General features: G+C 67.8%; 20 protein-coding genes. 18 read left to right on the forward strand and 2 right to left on the reverse strand.

Going from position 1 to position 15,464, the window contains the following annotated elements:
• Position 1 precedes the first annotated feature (1 nt).
• The 14 genes from rplR to truA all read left to right on the forward strand — a co-directional run bounded on the left by rplR (position 2) and on the right by truA (position 9,244).
• Complete coding sequence (gene rplR / locus ACFVT5_RS01135) at positions 2-388, forward strand: 50S ribosomal protein L18 (RefSeq protein ID WP_389880101.1); 387 nt, start codon at positions 2-4, stop codon at positions 386-388.
• 38 nt (positions 389-426) lie between these two features.
• Positions 427-1,032: a 30S ribosomal protein S5 gene (gene rpsE, locus ACFVT5_RS01140; protein ID WP_006376045.1), complete on the forward strand. Its 606-nt coding sequence runs from the start codon at positions 427-429 to the stop codon at positions 1,030-1,032.
• Positions 1,032-1,214: a 50S ribosomal protein L30 gene (gene rpmD / locus ACFVT5_RS01145; protein WP_389880104.1), complete on the forward strand. Its 183-nt coding sequence runs from the start codon at positions 1,032-1,034 to the stop codon at positions 1,212-1,214. Before rpsE ends, rpmD begins: the two co-directional genes overlap by 1 nt.
• Before the next feature lie 2 nt (positions 1,215-1,216).
• Entirely contained in the window at positions 1,217-1,672 is a 456-nt protein-coding gene (gene rplO, locus ACFVT5_RS01150; protein WP_389880106.1) for a 50S ribosomal protein L15, read from the forward strand.
• 178 nt (positions 1,673-1,850) lie between these two features.
• Entirely contained in the window at positions 1,851-3,164 is a 1,314-nt protein-coding gene (secY, locus tag ACFVT5_RS01155) for a preprotein translocase subunit SecY (RefSeq protein WP_389880958.1), read from the forward strand.
• Positions 3,164-3,823 carry an adenylate kinase gene (locus ACFVT5_RS01160; RefSeq protein WP_389880107.1) on the forward strand — a complete coding sequence of 220 codons (660 nt, stop codon included), beginning with the start codon at positions 3,164-3,166 and terminating at the stop codon, positions 3,821-3,823. The genes secY and ACFVT5_RS01160 overlap by 1 nt, the downstream gene beginning before the upstream one ends.
• 119 nt (positions 3,824-3,942) lie before the next feature.
• Positions 3,943-4,779 (forward strand): type I methionyl aminopeptidase, encoded by an 837-nt coding sequence (map, locus tag ACFVT5_RS01165; RefSeq protein ID WP_389880108.1) that lies wholly within the window; start codon positions 3,943-3,945, stop codon positions 4,777-4,779.
• 185 nt (positions 4,780-4,964) lie between these two features.
• Positions 4,965-5,186, forward strand: coding sequence for a translation initiation factor IF-1 (infA, locus tag ACFVT5_RS01170; protein ID WP_003948620.1), 222 nt, complete (start codon positions 4,965-4,967; stop codon positions 5,184-5,186).
• A gap of 58 nt (positions 5,187-5,244) precedes the next feature.
• Complete coding sequence (rpmJ, locus tag ACFVT5_RS01175) at positions 5,245-5,358, forward strand: 50S ribosomal protein L36 (RefSeq protein WP_003974245.1); 114 nt, start codon at positions 5,245-5,247, stop codon at positions 5,356-5,358.
• 190 nt (positions 5,359-5,548) lie between these two features.
• The gene (rpsM, locus tag ACFVT5_RS01180; RefSeq protein ID WP_389880110.1) at positions 5,549-5,929 is read left to right on the forward strand and encodes a 30S ribosomal protein S13; all 381 of its coding nucleotides are present in this window, start codon (positions 5,549-5,551) and stop codon (positions 5,927-5,929) included.
• Positions 5,930-5,993: 64 nt separating this feature from the next.
• Complete coding sequence (gene rpsK, locus ACFVT5_RS01185; RefSeq protein ID WP_003956432.1) at positions 5,994-6,398, forward strand: 30S ribosomal protein S11; 405 nt, start codon at positions 5,994-5,996, stop codon at positions 6,396-6,398.
• A 192-nt stretch (positions 6,399-6,590) separates the two neighbouring features.
• Positions 6,591-7,613, forward strand: coding sequence for a DNA-directed RNA polymerase subunit alpha (locus ACFVT5_RS01190; protein ID WP_053661878.1), 1,023 nt, complete (start codon positions 6,591-6,593; stop codon positions 7,611-7,613).
• A 187-nt stretch (positions 7,614-7,800) separates the two neighbouring features.
• The gene (rplQ, locus tag ACFVT5_RS01195; protein ID WP_389880112.1) at positions 7,801-8,325 is read left to right on the forward strand and encodes a 50S ribosomal protein L17; all 525 of its coding nucleotides are present in this window, start codon (positions 7,801-7,803) and stop codon (positions 8,323-8,325) included.
• Positions 8,326-8,398: 73 nt separating this feature from the next.
• Complete coding sequence (gene truA, locus ACFVT5_RS01200; RefSeq protein WP_389880114.1) at positions 8,399-9,244, forward strand: tRNA pseudouridine(38-40) synthase TruA; 846 nt, start codon at positions 8,399-8,401, stop codon at positions 9,242-9,244.
• Positions 9,245-9,263: 19 nt separating this feature from the next.
• Here truA and ACFVT5_RS01205 read toward each other — a convergent pair whose 3' ends face one another.
• Complete coding sequence (locus ACFVT5_RS01205) at positions 9,264-10,148, reverse strand: hypothetical protein (protein ID WP_389880116.1); 885 nt, start codon at positions 10,146-10,148, stop codon at positions 9,264-9,266.
• Between the two features lie 123 nt (positions 10,149-10,271).
• On the opposite strand from ACFVT5_RS01205, the gene ACFVT5_RS01210 reads away from it, so the two are divergent.
• The 4 genes from ACFVT5_RS01210 (at position 10,272) to glmM (ending at position 14,404) form a co-directional block, all read left to right on the forward strand.
• Positions 10,272-11,456, forward strand: coding sequence for a glycosyltransferase family 87 protein (locus tag ACFVT5_RS01210; RefSeq protein WP_389880118.1), 1,185 nt, complete (start codon positions 10,272-10,274; stop codon positions 11,454-11,456).
• 290 nt (positions 11,457-11,746) lie between these two features.
• Entirely contained in the window at positions 11,747-12,190 is a 444-nt protein-coding gene (gene rplM, locus ACFVT5_RS01215; protein ID WP_389880120.1) for a 50S ribosomal protein L13, read from the forward strand.
• 42 nt (positions 12,191-12,232) lie between these two features.
• Positions 12,233-12,766, forward strand: coding sequence for a 30S ribosomal protein S9 (gene rpsI / locus ACFVT5_RS01220; protein WP_389880122.1), 534 nt, complete (start codon positions 12,233-12,235; stop codon positions 12,764-12,766).
• A gap of 270 nt (positions 12,767-13,036) precedes the next feature.
• On the forward strand, positions 13,037-14,404 hold the full coding sequence (gene glmM, locus ACFVT5_RS01225) for a phosphoglucosamine mutase (protein WP_389880124.1): 1,368 nt from the start codon (positions 13,037-13,039) through the stop codon (positions 14,402-14,404).
• A 95-nt stretch (positions 14,405-14,499) separates the two neighbouring features.
• Here glmM and ACFVT5_RS01230 read toward each other — a convergent pair whose 3' ends face one another.
• Complete coding sequence (locus ACFVT5_RS01230) at positions 14,500-15,444, reverse strand: DUF389 domain-containing protein (protein ID WP_389880126.1); 945 nt, start codon at positions 15,442-15,444, stop codon at positions 14,500-14,502.
• Between the last annotated feature and the right edge of the window lie 20 nt (positions 15,445-15,464).

Consider the following 15,464-nt stretch of genomic DNA (forward strand, 5'->3'; position numbering starts at 1 on the left):
CATGGCATACGGAACGAAGATCGCTAAGGGCGACGCTTACAAGCGTGCCGCCATCAAGCGCCGTCACATCCGGATCCGCAAGAAGGTCGCGGGTACGGCCGAGCGTCCGCGCCTGGTCGTGACGCGTTCGAACCGCCACATCGTGGCCCAGGTCATCGACGACATCAAGGGTCACACCCTGGCGTCGGCGTCGACCCTGGACACCGCCATCCGTGGAGTCGACGGCGACAACAAGTCCGCTCAGGCCGGCAAGGTCGGCGCCCTGGTCGCCGAGCGCGCCAAGGCCGCGGGTGTCGAGGCCGTCGTATTCGACCGTGGTGGCAATCAGTACGCCGGGCGCATCGCCGCCCTGGCGGATGCCGCCCGCGAGGCCGGGCTCAAGTTCTGAGCCTCCGTAGCTAGCGGAAACAGAGAGAGGTAATTCCAATGGCTGGACCCCAGCGCCGCGGAAGCGGTGCCGGTGGCGGCGAGCGGCGGGACCGGAAGGGCCGTGACGGTGGCGCTGCCGCCGCCGAGAAGACCGCGTACGTTGAGCGCGTTGTCGCGATCAACCGCGTCGCCAAGGTTGTGAAGGGTGGTCGTCGCTTCAGCTTCACCGCGCTGGTCGTGGTGGGCGATGGTGACGGCACCGTGGGTGTCGGTTACGGCAAGGCCAAGGAGGTGCCGGCCGCCATCGCCAAGGGTGTGGAGGAGGCCAAGAAGCACTTCTTCAAGGTCCCCCGCATCCAGGGCACCATCCCGCACCCGATCACGGGCGAGAAGGCCGCGGGCGTCGTCCTGCTCAAGCCTGCTTCCCCCGGTACCGGCGTTATCGCCGGTGGCCCGGTGCGTGCCGTCCTGGAGTGCGCGGGAGTGCACGACATCCTGTCGAAGTCGCTCGGCTCGTCCAACGCGATCAACATCGTGCACGCGACGGTGGCGGCCCTCAAGGGTCTCCAGCGTCCCGAGGAGATCGCGGCGCGCCGCGGTCTGCCGCTTGAGGACGTCGCCCCCGCGGCTCTGCTGCGGGCGCGTGCGGGAGCGGGTGCGTGATGGCCCGTCTCAAGATCACGCAGACGAAGTCCTACATCGGCAGCAAGCAGAACCACCGTGACACCCTGCGTTCGCTCGGGCTCAAGCGCCTGAACGACGTGGTCGTCAAGGAGGACCGCCCCGAGTTCCGCGGCATGGTGCACACCGTCCGCCACCTCGTGTCGGTCGAGGAGGTCGACTGATCATGGCGGAGCAGAAGCCGCTCAAGATCCACAACCTCCGTCCCGCCCCGGGCGCCAAGACCGCCAAGACCCGTGTGGGTCGTGGTGAGGCGTCGAAGGGTAAGACGGCCGGTCGTGGTACCAAGGGCACCAAGGCCCGTTACCAGGTTCCGGAGCGCTTCGAGGGCGGGCAGATGCCCCTCCACATGCGACTCCCGAAGCTCAAGGGCTTCAAGAACCCGTTCCGGACCGAGTACCAGGTCGTGAACCTGGACAAGCTCGGCGCCCTCTACCCCGAGGGTGGGGAGGTCACCGTTGCCGACCTGGTCGACAAGGGTGCCGTCCGCAAGAACAGCCTCGTCAAGGTCCTCGGCCAGGGCGAGATCACCGTGGCGCTCCAGGTGACGGTCGACGCCGTCTCCGGGTCCGCCAAGGAGAAGATCGCCGCCGCCGGCGGCACCGTCACCGAGCTCGTCTGAGCACGATGATGTGAACGTCCCACCGGGGATACTCCACAAAAGGGGTATCCCCGGTTGGTCGTTCCAAGGGGGGGCAGGTCGCCGGTAAGGTGGCGTGCGCTGTTGTCTGTTCTTCACTTACCCGTCGATCCTCAAGACCGTCACCTCTTCGCTCTGCGCGGGGGTCGCAGGAGGCACCGTGCTCACCGCGTTCGCCCGGGCGTTCAGGACGCCCGACCTGCGCAAGAAGCTGCTCTTCACGCTTGCCATCATCGTGATCTACCGGATCGGTACCCATATCCCGATCCCCGGCGTCAGCTACAAGAACGTCCAGATCTGTATGGACCAGGCCAGTGCGAACCAGGGCCTGTTCGGTCTGGTCAACATGTTCAGTGGTGGCGCGCTGTTGCAGATCACGGTCTTCGCGCTCGGCATCATGCCGTACATCACGGCGAGCATCATTCTTCAGCTGCTCACCGTCGTGATCCCACGGCTCGAAGCCCTCAAGAAGGAGGGCCAGGCCGGTACGGCGAAGATCACGCAGTACACCCGCTATCTCACCGTCGCCCTGGCGATCCTCCAGGGCACCGGCCTCGTCGCCACCGCCCGTACCGGCGCGCTCTTCCAGGGCTGCCCGGTCGCCGGTCAGATCGTGCCCGACCAGTCGATCTTCATCACCACCACGATGGTCATCACCATGACCGCCGGTACGGCGATCGTCATGTGGCTCGGTGAGCTGATCACCGACCGCGGCATCGGTAACGGCATGTCGATCCTGATGTTCATCTCGATCGCCGCCACCTTCCCGAGCGCGCTGTGGGCCATCAAGAAGCAGGGCACGCTGGCCGACGGCTGGATCGAGTTCGGCACCGTCATCCTCGTCGGACTCGTCATGGTCGGCCTGGTCGTCTTCGTCGAGCAGGCGCAGCGACGCATCCCGGTCCAGTACGCGAAGCGGATGATCGGCCGCCGTTCCTACGGCGGTACGTCGACCTACATCCCGCTGAAGGTCAACCAGGCGGGTGTGATCCCCGTCATCTTCGCGTCCTCGCTGCTCTACATCCCGGCACTCATCGCGCAGTTCTCCGGCGGTAACGCGGGCTGGAAAACCTGGATCGATCAGAACCTGACCAAGGGTGACCACCCGATTTACATCGCCATGTACTTCCTCCTGATCGTTTTCTTCGCGTTCTTCTACGTGGCGATCTCGTTCAACCCCGAGGAAGTCGCGGACAACATGAAGAAGTATGGTGGCTTCATCCCGGGCATCCGGGCTGGCCGACCGACCGCTGAGTACCTGAGCTACGTACTCAACCGGATCACCTGGCCGGGGTCGCTGTATCTGGGGCTGATCGCTCTCGTGCCAACAATGGCGTTGGTGGGATTCGGGGCGAACGCGAACTTCCCCTTCGGCGGGACAAGCATCCTGATCATCGTGGGTGTGGGTCTTGAGACGGTGAAGCAGATCGAGAGCCAGCTTCAGCAGCGCAATTACGAAGGGTTCCTCCGCTGATGCGAATCGTCCTCGTCGGGCCGCCCGGTGCAGGTAAGGGAACGCAGGCCGCGTTCCTGGCGAAGAACTTGTCCATCCCGCACATCTCCACGGGTGACCTGTTCCGCGCCAACATCAGTCAGGGCACCGACCTGGGCAAGCAGGCGAAGGCGTACATGGACGAGGGCAACCTGGTCCCGGACCAGGTCACCATCGGCATGGCCAAGGACCGTATGGAGCAGCCGGACGCCGTGAACGGCTTCCTGCTCGACGGCTTCCCGCGGAATGTGTCGCAGGCCGAGGCGCTGGACGAGATGCTCAAGGCCGAGTCCATGAAGCTGGACGCGGTGCTCGACCTGGAGGTCCCCGAGGACGAGGTGGTCAAGCGCATCGCGGGCCGCCGCACCTGCCGCAACGAGTCCAGCCATGTCTTCCACGTGCAGTACAAGCAGCCCAAGGTCGAGGGTGTCTGTGACATCTGCGGCGGGGAGCTGTACCAGCGCGAGGACGACAGCGAGGAGACGGTGCGCAAGCGCCTGGAGGTCTACCACACCCAGACCGAGCCGATCATCGACTACTACCGGGCCCAGGGCCTGGTCGTGACGATCTCGGCGCTCGGCAAGGTGGAGGACGTCACGGGCCGCGCGATGGCGGCCCTCAAGGACGACGCCGCAGCCTAGGCAACCCATCCGGGACCGGCTCCCGGACCCCGCGTATACGGTCGCGCCACCCCCCCGGGTGTCGCGGCCGTATCGTTGTGCGAGTAACCCGTCACCGGTCCAGAAAGGCCCCCGCCGTCATGGTGCAGATCAAAACCCCCGAGCAGATCGCCACGATGCGGCGGGCGGGGCTGGTCGTGGCCGCGGTGCACGCGGCGACCCGTGAGGCGGCGGTGCCGGGCGCCACCACCAAGGACCTGGACGACGTGGCCCGCAAGGTACTCGCCGACCACGACGCCAAGTCGAACTTCCTCGGGTACGGCGGTTTCCCCGCCACCATCTGCACCTCCGTCAACCAGGTGGTCGTCCATGGCATCCCCGGTGAGGATGTCGTTCTCCAGGACGGCGACATCATCTCGATCGACGCCGGCGCGATCATCGACGGCTGGCACGGCGACGCCGCGTACACCGCCTTCGTGGGCAGCGGTCACGCTCCGGAGCTGATCGAGCTGTCCCGGGTGACCGAGGAGTCCATGTGGGCCGGGATCGCCGCCATGAAGAGCGGCAACCGGCTGGTCGACGTGTCCCGCGCCATCGAGACGTACATCCGCCGGCAGCCCAAGCCCGGCGGCGGGCGGTACGGGATCATCGAGGACTACGGCGGGCACGGCATCGGCACCGAGATGCACATGGACCCGCATCTGCTGAACTATGTGGAGCGCAAGCGGGGCAAGGGCCCCAAGCTGGTCCCCGGTTTCTGTCTCGCCATCGAGCCGATGGTCTCGCTGGGCACCCCGAAGACCGAGGTCCTGAGCGACGAGTGGACGGTCATCACCACCGACGGCACCTGGTCCTCGCACTGGGAGCACTCCATCGCACTGACCGAACAGGGCCCCCTGGTCCTCACCGCCCCGGACTGCGGAAAGGCGAAGCTCGCCGAGTACGGGATCACTGCGGCGCCGGACCCGCTGGCGTGAAGTAACGGGTGTTTTGTCGGGTGGTTTGCGGGCGGTCCGGCTTAAAAATCTCCGATCCGGGGCATCCTCCCTCGATTCGTCTTTCCGAGGGCCCTGACGTAGACTGACTCGTCGGCTCTCGTGCACTCGCATGCCTGCATGCCCGTGTCGGGGTCGATCAAGGTAGTCGATTCGAAGGGCGAAGCGTGGCCAAGAAGCAAGGTGCCATCGAGATCGAGGGCACTGTCGTCGAGTCTCTTCCGAACGCCATGTTCAAGGTCGAGCTCCAGAACGGCCACCAGGTCCTGGCACACATCAGCGGCAAGATGCGTATGCACTACATCCGCATCCTCCCTGACGACCGGGTCGTGGTGGAGCTGTCTCCGTACGACCTCACGCGTGGCCGGATCGTCTACCGCTACAAGTAGATCTTGCCCGCGCCCCGCATCCCGTGGGGCGATGGCACTGACCCGGAGAACCTCACCCATGAAGGTCAAGCCGAGCGTCAAGAAGATCTGCGACAAGTGCAGGGTGATCCGCCGTCACGGCCGGGTCATGGTCATCTGCGACAACCCGCGCCACAAGCAGCGCCAGGGCTGACGCAGGACCGCACCTTCTGCACCCGCAGAACTTCGCGCGACGCAGCACACATGTACATACGCGGAGTCCGGACCGATCATGGTCCGACACCCCCGGTCGGAGGCCGGGGACCCGGTTCGTACCACCCCTCGGGGTCGGCGGGCGGGAATGGCTCCGTGGAAGACCTCCGAGAATCAACTGGAGCCATTGAATGGCACGCGTTTCCGGTGTTGACATCCCGCGCGAAAAGCGCGTGGAGGTCGCCCTCACCTATGTGTTCGGCATCGGCCGGACGCTTTCCCAGCAGACGCTGGCCGAGACCGGCGTGAACCCCGACACGCGCGTTCGTGACCTCTCCGAGGAGGAGCTGGTCAAGATCCGCGAGTACGTGGACGCCCACCTCAAGACCGAGGGTGACCTCCGTCGTGAGATTCAGGCCGACATTCGCCGCAAGGTGGAGATCGGCTGCTACCAGGGTCTGCGTCACCGCCGTGGCCTGCCCGTCCACGGTCAGCGCACCAGCACCAACGCCCGTACCCGCAAGGGTCCGCGTCGCGCCATCGCCGGCAAGAAGAAGCCGGGCAAGAAGTAGTCCGCAGCGGACGCTCGTCAGCGGTCTTCGCTGTAGGACCGACCACCTCCCGTAGGAGAAATAGATGCCCCCCAAGGGTCGTCAGGGCGCTGCCAAGAAGGTGCGCCGCAAGGAAAAGAAGAACGTCGCTCACGGCCACGCGCACATCAAGAGCACGTTCAACAACACCATCGTCTCGATCACCGACCCCTCGGGCAACGTGATCTCCTGGGCCTCCGCCGGCCACGTCGGCTTCAAGGGCTCGCGCAAGTCGACCCCGTTCGCCGCGCAGATGGCCGCCGAGTCGGCCGCGCGTCGCGCGCAGGAGCACGGCATGCGCAAGGTCGACGTCTTTGTGAAGGGTCCCGGCTCCGGCCGTGAGACCGCGATCCGCTCCCTCCAGGCCACCGGCCTTGAGGTCGGCTCGATCCAGGACGTCACGCCCACCCCGCACAACGGCTGCCGCCCGCCGAAGCGTCGTCGCGTCTGATTTGGTGCGGCGACCTTCCCCGCGTAAGCGGGGGTGATCCGCGTCGTCGCGTTTGACGCACGGGCCCGGCCGCCTGTGGCCGGTTTGTCGGGCGGTACGTCCCCTTTCGGGCCGTGCCGCCCGTACCCTTGCTGTACGCAGTACCCGTAGGACGTCAAATAGCGGGCGTCCACGACTGAAGGATCTGAACACATGCTGATCGCTCAGCGTCCCTCGTTGACCGAAGAGGTCGTCGACGAATTCCGCTCCCGGTTCGTGATCGAGCCGCTGGAGCCGGGCTTCGGTTACACCCTCGGTAACTCCCTGCGCCGTACGCTCCTCTCCTCGATCCCGGGTGCGGCGGTCACGTCCATCCGCGTCGACGGTGTCCTGCACGAGTTCACCACCGTGCCGGGCGTCAAGGAGGACGTCACCGACCTCATCCTCAACATCAAGCAGCTGGTCGTGTCCAGCGAGCACGACGAGCCCGTCGTGATGTACCTGCGCAAGCAGGGTCCGGGCCTCGTGACCGCCGCCGACATCGCCCCGCCCGCCGGTGTCGAGGTGCACAACCCCGACCTGGTCCTCGCCACGCTCAATGGCAAGGGCAAGCTGGAGATGGAGCTGACCGTCGAGCGCGGTCGCGGCTATGTCTCCGCCGTGCAGAACAAGCAGGTCGGCCAGGAGATCGGCCGTATCCCGGTCGACTCGATCTACTCGCCGGTCCTCAAGGTCACGTACAAGGTCGAGGCCACGCGTGTCGAGCAGCGCACCGACTTCGACAAGCTGATCGTCGACGTCGAGACCAAGCAGGCCATGCGTCCGCGTGACGCCATGGCGTCGGCCGGTAAGACCCTGGTCGAGCTGTTCGGTCTGGCCCGTGAGCTGAACATCGACGCCGAGGGCATCGACATGGGTCCGTCCCCGACGGACGCCGCGCTCGCCGCCGATCTGGCGCTGCCGATCGAGGAGCTGGAACTCACCGTCCGCTCCTACAACTGCCTCAAGCGTGAGGGCATCCACTCCGTGGGTGAACTCGTCGCGCGTTCCGAGGCGGACCTGCTCGACATCCGTAACTTCGGTGCCAAGTCGATCGACGAGGTCAAGGCGAAGCTGGCCGGCATGGGCCTGGCCCTCAAGGACAGCCCGCCCGGATTCGACCCGACCGCTGCCGCCGATGCCTTCGGCGCGGATGACGACGCGGATGCCGGGTTCGTTGAGACCGAGCAGTATTAGTCGCGGTCTGGCGGTTGAGGGTGGCTGAGGTCTTTGTCGGCCTGCGGCCTCGTCCTCAAACGCCGGACGGGCTGAAAGTGGTGGCGGGTCCGTGGCCCGCCACCCACACACTTCCGTAGGGCAGCCGCTCTGCGGGAACTGACCCCGGTACCTGATACGGCCGGGGCAGACATCGAGGAGAAACACCATGCCGAGGCCCACCAAGGGTGCCCGACTGGGCGGCAGTGCCGCGCACGAGAAGCTGCTGCTGGCGAACCTCGCCCGCTCGCTCTTCGAGCACGGCCGCATCACCACCACCGAGGCGAAGGCCCGTCGTCTGCGTCCCTACGCGGAGCGTCTGGTCACCAAGGCGAAGAAGGGTGACCTTCACAACCGTCGCCAGGTGCTTCAGGTCATCACCGACAAGAGCATCGTCCACACGCTCTTCACGGAGATCGGCCCGCGCTACGAGAACCGTCCGGGTGGCTACACCCGTATCACCAAGATCGGTAACCGCCGGGGCGACAACGCGCCCATGGCCGTCATCGAGCTGGTGGAGGCGCTGACCGTGGCGCAGCAGGCCACGGGCGAGGCCGAGGCGGCGACCAAGCGTGCCGTCAAGGAAGACGCCGTCAAGAAGGATGACGTCCTGAAGAAGGACGACGCCCCGGTTGACGCTGCGGCTGCGGACGAGGTTGTCGAAGACGCCAAGCCGGAGTCCAAGGACGCGTGACGCTTGCGCTGTGCTTGAGCGGGTCTGCCCCCTGCGGGGGCGGGCCCGCTTTCGTGTCCGGTAGTGGTCGGAGATGCCAATGAGTGTTCGGGTTCGGCTTGATCTTTCTTATGACGGGACCGCTTTTTCCGGGTGGGCCAAGCAGGCCGGGGGGCGGCGGACTGTTCAGGGGGAGATTGAGGAGGCGTTGCGGACCGTTACACGGTCGCGGGACGTGGGCTTCGAGTTGACCGTTGCCGGGCGGACCGATGCCGGGGTGCATGCGCGGGGGCAGGTGGCGCATGTGGATGTGCCCGAGGAGTTGTGGGCGGATCACGGCGAGAAGTTGCTGAAGCGGTTGGCCGGGCGGCTGTCGAAGGATGTCCGGATCTGGTCGGTCACCGAGGCGCCGGACGGGTTCGACGCCCGGTTCTCGGCGATCTGGCGGCGCTACGCCTATCGCGTCACCGACCATCCCGGCGGCGTCGACCCGCTGCTGCGGGGTCATGTGCTGTGGCACGACTGGCCGTTGGACGTCGACGCCATGAACGAGGCGGCGCGGGCCCTCGTCGGGGAGCACGACTTCGCCGCGTACTGCAAGAAGCGTGAGGGTGCCACGACCATCCGTACGCTTCAGGAACTCAGTCTGGAGCGGGGCGCCGACGGGATCATCACCGCGACCGTGCGCGCCGATGCCTTCTGCCACAACATGGTGCGGTCCCTGATCGGGGCACTGCTGTTCGTCGGGGACGGCCATCGGGCGCCCGACTGGCCGGGCAAGGTGCTCGCCGCCGGGGTGCGGGACTCCGCCGTTCATGTCGTGCGGCCCCATGGGCTGACCCTGGAGGAAGTCGGTTACCCCGCCGACGAGTTGCTCGCCGCACGGGGCAGGGAGGCCCGTAACAAGCGGACCCTGCCCGGTGCCGGATGTCCCTGCTGACCGTTGTACCGAGGGGCTGTTACGGGGCGTTGGCCGCCGCCGACGCCTGGGCCTCGCCGCGCCGGGTGATCTGACGGAACGTGAATGTGGCGATGTCGTCGCCCACCTTGTAGACCGAGCTGTCCTTCTCCGTCACGTTCTTGCCGTTGGTGAAGCCGGCGATCGTGAAGTAGGCGTAGCGGCCGTAGGAGTTGATGGTCGTGCGGCAGATCGACGTACGGCAGAAGGTGGGGACGCCGGAGCCGGTCAGCGAGATGACATTGCCCTTGTCCGCCTGGCTCTTGGCCTTCGTGGCCTTCGCCTCGGTGTCGAACAGGGCGACGCCGACCGTCACCGCGATGCCGTCCTTGGAGTAGGTGGCGCGGATCATACGGGTGCAGCCGTTGGACTTCAGGACCTTGCTCAGATCGCCCCGGGTGACGTCGGCGCAGCTCGGGGAACTGCCCGTCGCGCCCTTCTTGTAGACCGCGTCGCCCATGGTCAGCGTGGAGCCCGGGTAGAGCGTGTCCTGGCTGAGCGGCGCCTTGTCCTTGTCCGCGCTGGAGATGAACTCCTTGGGATCCGGTGGCGGTGGCGGGGTCGTCGCCGCGAAGGACGGGCCGGGCTCGGTGGTGTCGCTCGGGATGTCCGCGGCCGTCGGCAACTGGTCGGACGGCTTGTTGGACGCCTTGTCGTCGCCGTTCGCCGAGACGACGGCGATCGCGACGGCCGCCGCGACGGCGACGGTGGCGAGCGCGCCGCCGCCGATGAACAGCATTCTCCGGCGGCGGGCACGCGCCGCCGAGGCGTCGGCCAGCGCCGCCCAGTCCGGGGTGCCGCCCGCGCCGGGCCCTGAACCCCACTGGGGCGACCGGCCTCCGGTTCCGCCGGGACCCCACTCGGGTCCCCCCTGCCCAAAGCTCATGGGGCGCATCTTAGACGGGCCGCGCGCCGCCCGTTCACGCCGTGAGCCGCCCGGACCGGCTCGAACTGGCCGACCGGGCCGGGTCCTTGAACTCGTCTCGCCGTGCTGCCTAGCGTGAGCCGTATGTATGCGGACGATTCGGATGATTTGGTAAGTGGCAGGCGAAAGTGGTGGGACGGTGATGCGAGTTGGCATCTGTGGGTGGCGCTCGCGGCGGTGCTTGCCGCCTTCGTCGTGCACGTGGGGCGGGTGACATCGGACGGCGGGATGGACAACGCGATCGTCGTGCACGCCGCGCGGACCTGGCTCGACGGCGGATCCCCGTACGCCGACCGGCACTTCCTCTATCTCCCCGCCGCCGTGCTCGCCGCCGTACCGCAGGCGCTGCTGCCCGGGGAGGTGTTGCGGTACGCGGTGCCGGCCGGGGTCGTCGCCGGGCTCGTGTTCGGGTGGGGGTGCGCGCTGCGGTTGTACGGGGTCGCGCCGCGCAGCCGGTTCGCGGTGCTCGGACTGTTCGGGCTGGCCGTCGGCTTCGCGCCGTTCGGGCATCTGGTGGCCCTGGGGAACTGGACGGTGGCCGCCGCCGCGGTGCTGCCGTGCGCGCTGCTGCTCGCGGACCGGGGGCGGTGGACGGCCGCCGGGGTGCTGATCGGGGTGTCGATGGCCTTCAAGCCGCTGCTGCTGCCGGTCGCGTTGCTGTTCGTGTTCGCGCGTCGGCCACGGGCGCTGGCCGCGATGGTGGGGGTGCCGGTCGTCGGTTCGGTCCTCGCGTCGCTCGTGATGCCGGATCCCGCCGGGTTCCTCACCCGGACCCTGCCGTTTCTGCTGAGCGGCCGTGACGAGTTCGTACGGCTCTACGAGGCGTCGCCCGCCGCGGTGCTGCCGCGCCTGGGAATGCCGGAGGCCGGGGCGGGTCTGGTGGCGGTCGTCTGCGCGGGGGCCGGGGTGTGGTGCGCGTGGTGCCGGTGGCGGCGGGGTGGGGACGGGGCGCAGCGCCTCGCGGAGACCGGGGCGCTGCTGATGCTCTCCGCGTTTCTGGTGTCGCGGCCCTCGTACGACCACTATCTGCTGGTCGTGGTGCCGCTGCTGGTGGCCGGGGTGTCGCGGGAGGGGGCCGTGGCCCGGTCGCCGTGGTTCTGGCTGGCGCTGGTTCCGCAGGTGCCGGGGGTCTCCTGGCCGTGGCTGGAACCGGGGACGCGGCGGGCCTTCCGGGACGCGGTGACGCTCTGCGTACTGGCCGTCACGGTGGCGGTACGGGCGGTCGGGGACGTCCGGGTGTACCGGTACGGGGTGCGCTGGTCGACGTGACCCATCGCCCGGCGGGACGTCCGTCCACGGCGGTGGCGTTACCCTGGTGGGCGGTAGAGGTTGCCCGCGACCGTGCGTTTTGACCCGTACGGTGTAGCGCGGGTATTCTGCCTGTTCGTTATGTGTATTGGCTTTCTCATTCTCACGTGAGGGGCCCTTACACCGGTCCACCGGGCCGATGACCAGCGGCAAGCACTCGGTTGCGTCACCGACGTGCGGCCAGGGCTGTCGTGATCGTCCGTGGTGGCCTTGTCAGGACCCACTCACTGAAGAAGCGAAGGCTACGAACCGTGCGTACGTACAGCCCCAAGCCCGGCGATGTCACGCGCCAGTGGCACGTCATCGATGCCCGGGACGTCGTCCTGGGCCGTCTGGCGACTACTGCCGCCACCCTTCTCCGGGGCAAGCACAAGCCGATCTACGCGCCCCACGTCGACACTGGTGACTTCGTCATCATCATCAACGCGGACAAGGTCCACCTGTCCGGCAACAAGCGCACCCAGAAGATGGCGTACCGCCACTCCGGCTACCCGGGTGGTCTGCGCTCCGTGCGTTACGACGAGCTGCTCGACAAGAACCCCGAGAAGGCCGTCGAGAAGGCCGTCAAGGGCATGCTCCCCAAGAACACCCTGGGCCGTCAGATGCTCTCGAAGCTGAAGGTCTACTCGGGCGACACGCACCCGCACGCTGCCCAGCAGCCGGTGCCGTTCGAGATCACCCAGGTCGCGCAGTAAGTCCGGCCACCCCCTAAGACTGAACAGAATCTGAGGAGAATCGTGGCCGAGACCACCGCCGAGCAGCCTCTCGACGAGACCGTTGACGAGACTGTCGACGTAGAGCAGTACACCACCGAGACCGAGGTGCCCCTTGAGGGCGAGTACACCTCTGAGTCCGGGGACCTCGCGGGCCGCTTCGGCGACCCGCAGCCCGCCGCCGGCCTTGGCCGTCGCAAGAACGCCATCGCCCGCGTCCGGATCGTCCCGGGCTCCGGCAAGTGGAAGATCAACGGTCGCACCCTTGAGGACTACTTCCCCAACAAGGTGCACCAGCAGGAAGTCAACGAGCCGTTCAAGGTCCTGGAGCTGGACGACCGCTACGACGTGGTCGCCCGTATCTCCGGTGGCGGCGTCTCCGGTCAGGCCGGTGCCCTGCGCCTCGGCGTGGCCCGCGCGCTGAACGAGGCCGACGTCGAGAACAACCGCGGCGCCCTCAAGAAGGCCGGCTTCCTCCGTCGCGACGACCGTGCGGTCGAGCGTAAGAAGGCCGGTCTGAAGAAGGCGCGTAAGGCTCCGCAGTACAGCAAGCGGTAACGCTCCGCTTGGTTGCGCGGTATTTGGGTCGGCCGATGTTGTCGGTCGGCTGCGGGTGCGCTGTGGCTTGTCGCGCAGTTCCCCGCGCCCCTTCGGGGCGCCCCGTGCATCCGAATGCTTCACTCGCTCGCCCCGGCGGCACGCTGTGTGCTGTCGGGGCGTTCGTTTATGGGGGCTGTGGGCGTATAACGGCACAAGGCGCTCAAAGTTTTGCATGCTCGGATGATTTCCGACGCTTCTTCGAGGATTGCGAAAGTTCGGAGGACACCAGTGGGACGACTCTTCGGCACGGACGGCGTGCGCGGTGTCGCCAACGCGGATCTGACGGCCGAGCTGGCGCTCGGGCTCTCCGTGGCAGCGGCACATGTACTCGCCGAGGCGGGCAGCTTCGAAGGGCATCGCCCGACAGCGGTGGTCGGCAGGGATCCGCGAGCGTCCGGGGAGTTCCTGGAGGCCGCCGTCGTCGCGGGCCTCGCGAGCGCCGGCGTCGACGTGCTGCGCGTCGGTGTGCTGCCCACCCCCGCGGTGGCGTATCTCACCGGTGCCCTGGGCGCCGACCTCGGTGTGATGCTCTCCGCCAGTCACAACGCGATGCCCGACAACGGCATCAAGTTCTTCGCCCGCGGCGGTCACAAGCTCGCCGATGAGCTGGAGGACCGGATCGAGGCCGAGTACGCCAATCAGTCGGTCAACCGTACGGGTGAGCCGTGGCAGCGGCCCACCGGCGCGGGCGTCGGCCGGGTGAAGGACTACGGCGAGGGCTTCGACCAGTACGTCGCCCATCTCATCGGTGTCCTGCCGAACCGGCTCGACGGGCTCAAGGTCGTCCTCGACGAGGCGCACGGCGCCGCCGCCCGGGTCTCGCCCGAGGCGTTCGCGCGCGCCGGTGCCGAGGTCATCACGATCGGCGCCGAACCCGACGGCCTCAACATCAACGACGGCTGCGGCTCCACCCACCTCGGCCTGCTGAAGGACGCCGTACGCGAACACGGCGCCGCCCTCGGGATCGCGCACGACGGCGACGCCGACCGGTGCCTCGCCGTCGACCACACCGGTGCCGAGGTCGACGGGGACCAGATCCTCGCCGTACTCGCGCTGGCGATGCGGGAGCGGGGCGAACTGCGCTCCGACACCGTCGTGGCCACCGTCATGTCCAACCTGGGCTTCAAACTCGCCATGGAGCGCGAGGGCCTGGCACTCGTCCAGACCGCGGTCGGTGACCGGTATGTCCTGGAGGAGATGAAGGAGCACGGGTACGCGCTCGGCGGCGAACAGTCCGGGCACGTCATCGTCCTCGACCACGCGACGACCGGCGACGGCACCCTGACCGGGATGCTGCTCGCGGCCCGGGTCGTGGCCACGGGCCGTACGCTCGCCGATCTCGCCGCCGTCATGCAGCGGCTGCCGCAGGTCCTCATCAACGTCCCCGATGTCGACAGGGCCCGCGTCAAGACCTCCGCCGAACTGGCTGTCGCCGTCGCCGAGGCCGAGCGGGAACTGGGCTCCACCGGACGCGTCCTGCTCCGTCCCTCGGGCACCGAGCCGCTGGTCCGCGTCATGGTGGAGGCCGCCGACATCGACCAGGCCCGGTCGGTCGCCGGGCGGCTGGCGGATGTGGTGAAGTCGGCCCTCGGCTGACACGCCCTCACAGCAGTAAGCGCCCTCAGAGCAGCGAGCGCCGTCGCACAGGGACTCCGTCCCGCCGCGGCGGCGCTCACCTCATCCCGCGCGCCTCACGCCTCGTGTTTGACGGCGCGCGACCGCTGGCGCGCCCAGAACGCCTTCTGCGCCAGCAGCGTCAAGGTTCCGGCGACCACGATGCCGCCCAGGTTCGCCAGGAGCTGCTGGGTGGAGCCGAGCGTCTGGTCGTAGTCGCGGTAGCTGAAGGCCACCGCCGCGTTCGCCGCGGCCGGGACCGTCGTCACCGAGATCGCGACGCCGATCAGCGCCCCCGACTTCGCCGAGGTCAGCGAGAGCGTCCCGGCGATACCGGCGAGCAGCGCCACCACGAACGACATCCAGTCCGGCTGCCAGATGAACGCCGTGTTCGGCCGGGGCGCCTCCACCATCGATCGGGTGAAAAGACCGAACAGGTCCATCAGCCAGCTGAACCCGACGGTCACCACCATCGCCGCGGCGAACCCGGCGAGCAGCGCCCACAGCGACCGTTTCACCAGTTGCGGGGCCCGCTGCACCAGCGCCGTCGAGATGCCCGCGAGGGGCCCGAACTCCGGCCCCACGGCCATCGCGCCGACGATCAGGATCGCGTTGTCGAGCATCACACCGCACGCGGCGAGCATCGTCGCGACCGAGAGGAACGCCACATAGGTGACGGTCAGCGTCGACTCCTCGTGCGTCACCTCGCGCAACTGCTCCCACAGCACCGCGTCCGCGCCCTCGCCCGGCGCTTCCTCCTCCGCCTCGTCGGCCCGCTTCGACAGCGTCAGATCGATCGACTCGACGGCGATCGACCCGACGTCGTCGATGCCCAACGCGCGCAGACCGCCGATGAGTTCGTCGCCCGCCTCGCGCGCGACATCGCACATCACCACGTCGCCCGACGGATTGCGGGCGGCCCCCGGGAGCACCGCGAGATGGGCCGTACCGACGGTGTCCTCGATCAGTCGGACCACCTCGTCGGTGCGGTTCGCCGGGGTGATCAGACGCAGATGCAGCATGGGGGCAGCGTAGGGCCTTG

Source organism: Streptomyces sp. NPDC058001 (assembly GCF_042886315.1).
Taxonomy (GTDB): Bacteria; Actinomycetota; Actinomycetes; order Streptomycetales; family Streptomycetaceae; genus Streptomyces.

What these genes read in the sequence shown, in the direction of transcription:
- rplR (WP_389880101.1), top strand. Translation starts at nt 2, where the DNA reads ATGGCATACGGAACGAAGATCGCTAAGGGCGACGCTTACAAGCGTGCC.
- rpsE (WP_006376045.1), top strand. Translation starts at nt 427, where the DNA reads ATGGCTGGACCCCAGCGCCGCGGAAGCGGTGCCGGTGGCGGCGAGCGG.
- rpmD (WP_389880104.1), top strand. Translation starts at nt 1,032, where the DNA reads ATGGCCCGTCTCAAGATCACGCAGACGAAGTCCTACATCGGCAGCAAG.
- rplO (WP_389880106.1), top strand. Translation starts at nt 1,217, where the DNA reads ATGGCGGAGCAGAAGCCGCTCAAGATCCACAACCTCCGTCCCGCCCCG.
- ACFVT5_RS01160 (WP_389880107.1), top strand. Translation starts at nt 3,164, where the DNA reads ATGCGAATCGTCCTCGTCGGGCCGCCCGGTGCAGGTAAGGGAACGCAG.
- map (WP_389880108.1), top strand. Translation starts at nt 3,943, where the DNA reads ATGGTGCAGATCAAAACCCCCGAGCAGATCGCCACGATGCGGCGGGCG.
- rpmJ (WP_003974245.1), top strand. Translation starts at nt 5,245, where the DNA reads ATGAAGGTCAAGCCGAGCGTCAAGAAGATCTGCGACAAGTGCAGGGTG.
- rpsM (WP_389880110.1), top strand. Translation starts at nt 5,549, where the DNA reads ATGGCACGCGTTTCCGGTGTTGACATCCCGCGCGAAAAGCGCGTGGAG.
- rpsK (WP_003956432.1), top strand. Translation starts at nt 5,994, where the DNA reads ATGCCCCCCAAGGGTCGTCAGGGCGCTGCCAAGAAGGTGCGCCGCAAG.
- ACFVT5_RS01190 (WP_053661878.1), top strand. Translation starts at nt 6,591, where the DNA reads ATGCTGATCGCTCAGCGTCCCTCGTTGACCGAAGAGGTCGTCGACGAA.
- rplQ (WP_389880112.1), top strand. Translation starts at nt 7,801, where the DNA reads ATGCCGAGGCCCACCAAGGGTGCCCGACTGGGCGGCAGTGCCGCGCAC.
- truA (WP_389880114.1), top strand. Translation starts at nt 8,399, where the DNA reads ATGCCAATGAGTGTTCGGGTTCGGCTTGATCTTTCTTATGACGGGACC.
- ACFVT5_RS01205 (WP_389880116.1), bottom strand. Translation starts at nt 10,148, where the DNA reads ATGAGCTTTGGGCAGGGGGGACCCGAGTGGGGTCCCGGCGGAACCGGA.
- ACFVT5_RS01210 (WP_389880118.1), top strand. Translation starts at nt 10,272, where the DNA reads ATGTATGCGGACGATTCGGATGATTTGGTAAGTGGCAGGCGAAAGTGG.
- ACFVT5_RS01230 (WP_389880126.1), bottom strand. Translation starts at nt 15,444, where the DNA reads ATGCTGCATCTGCGTCTGATCACCCCGGCGAACCGCACCGACGAGGTG.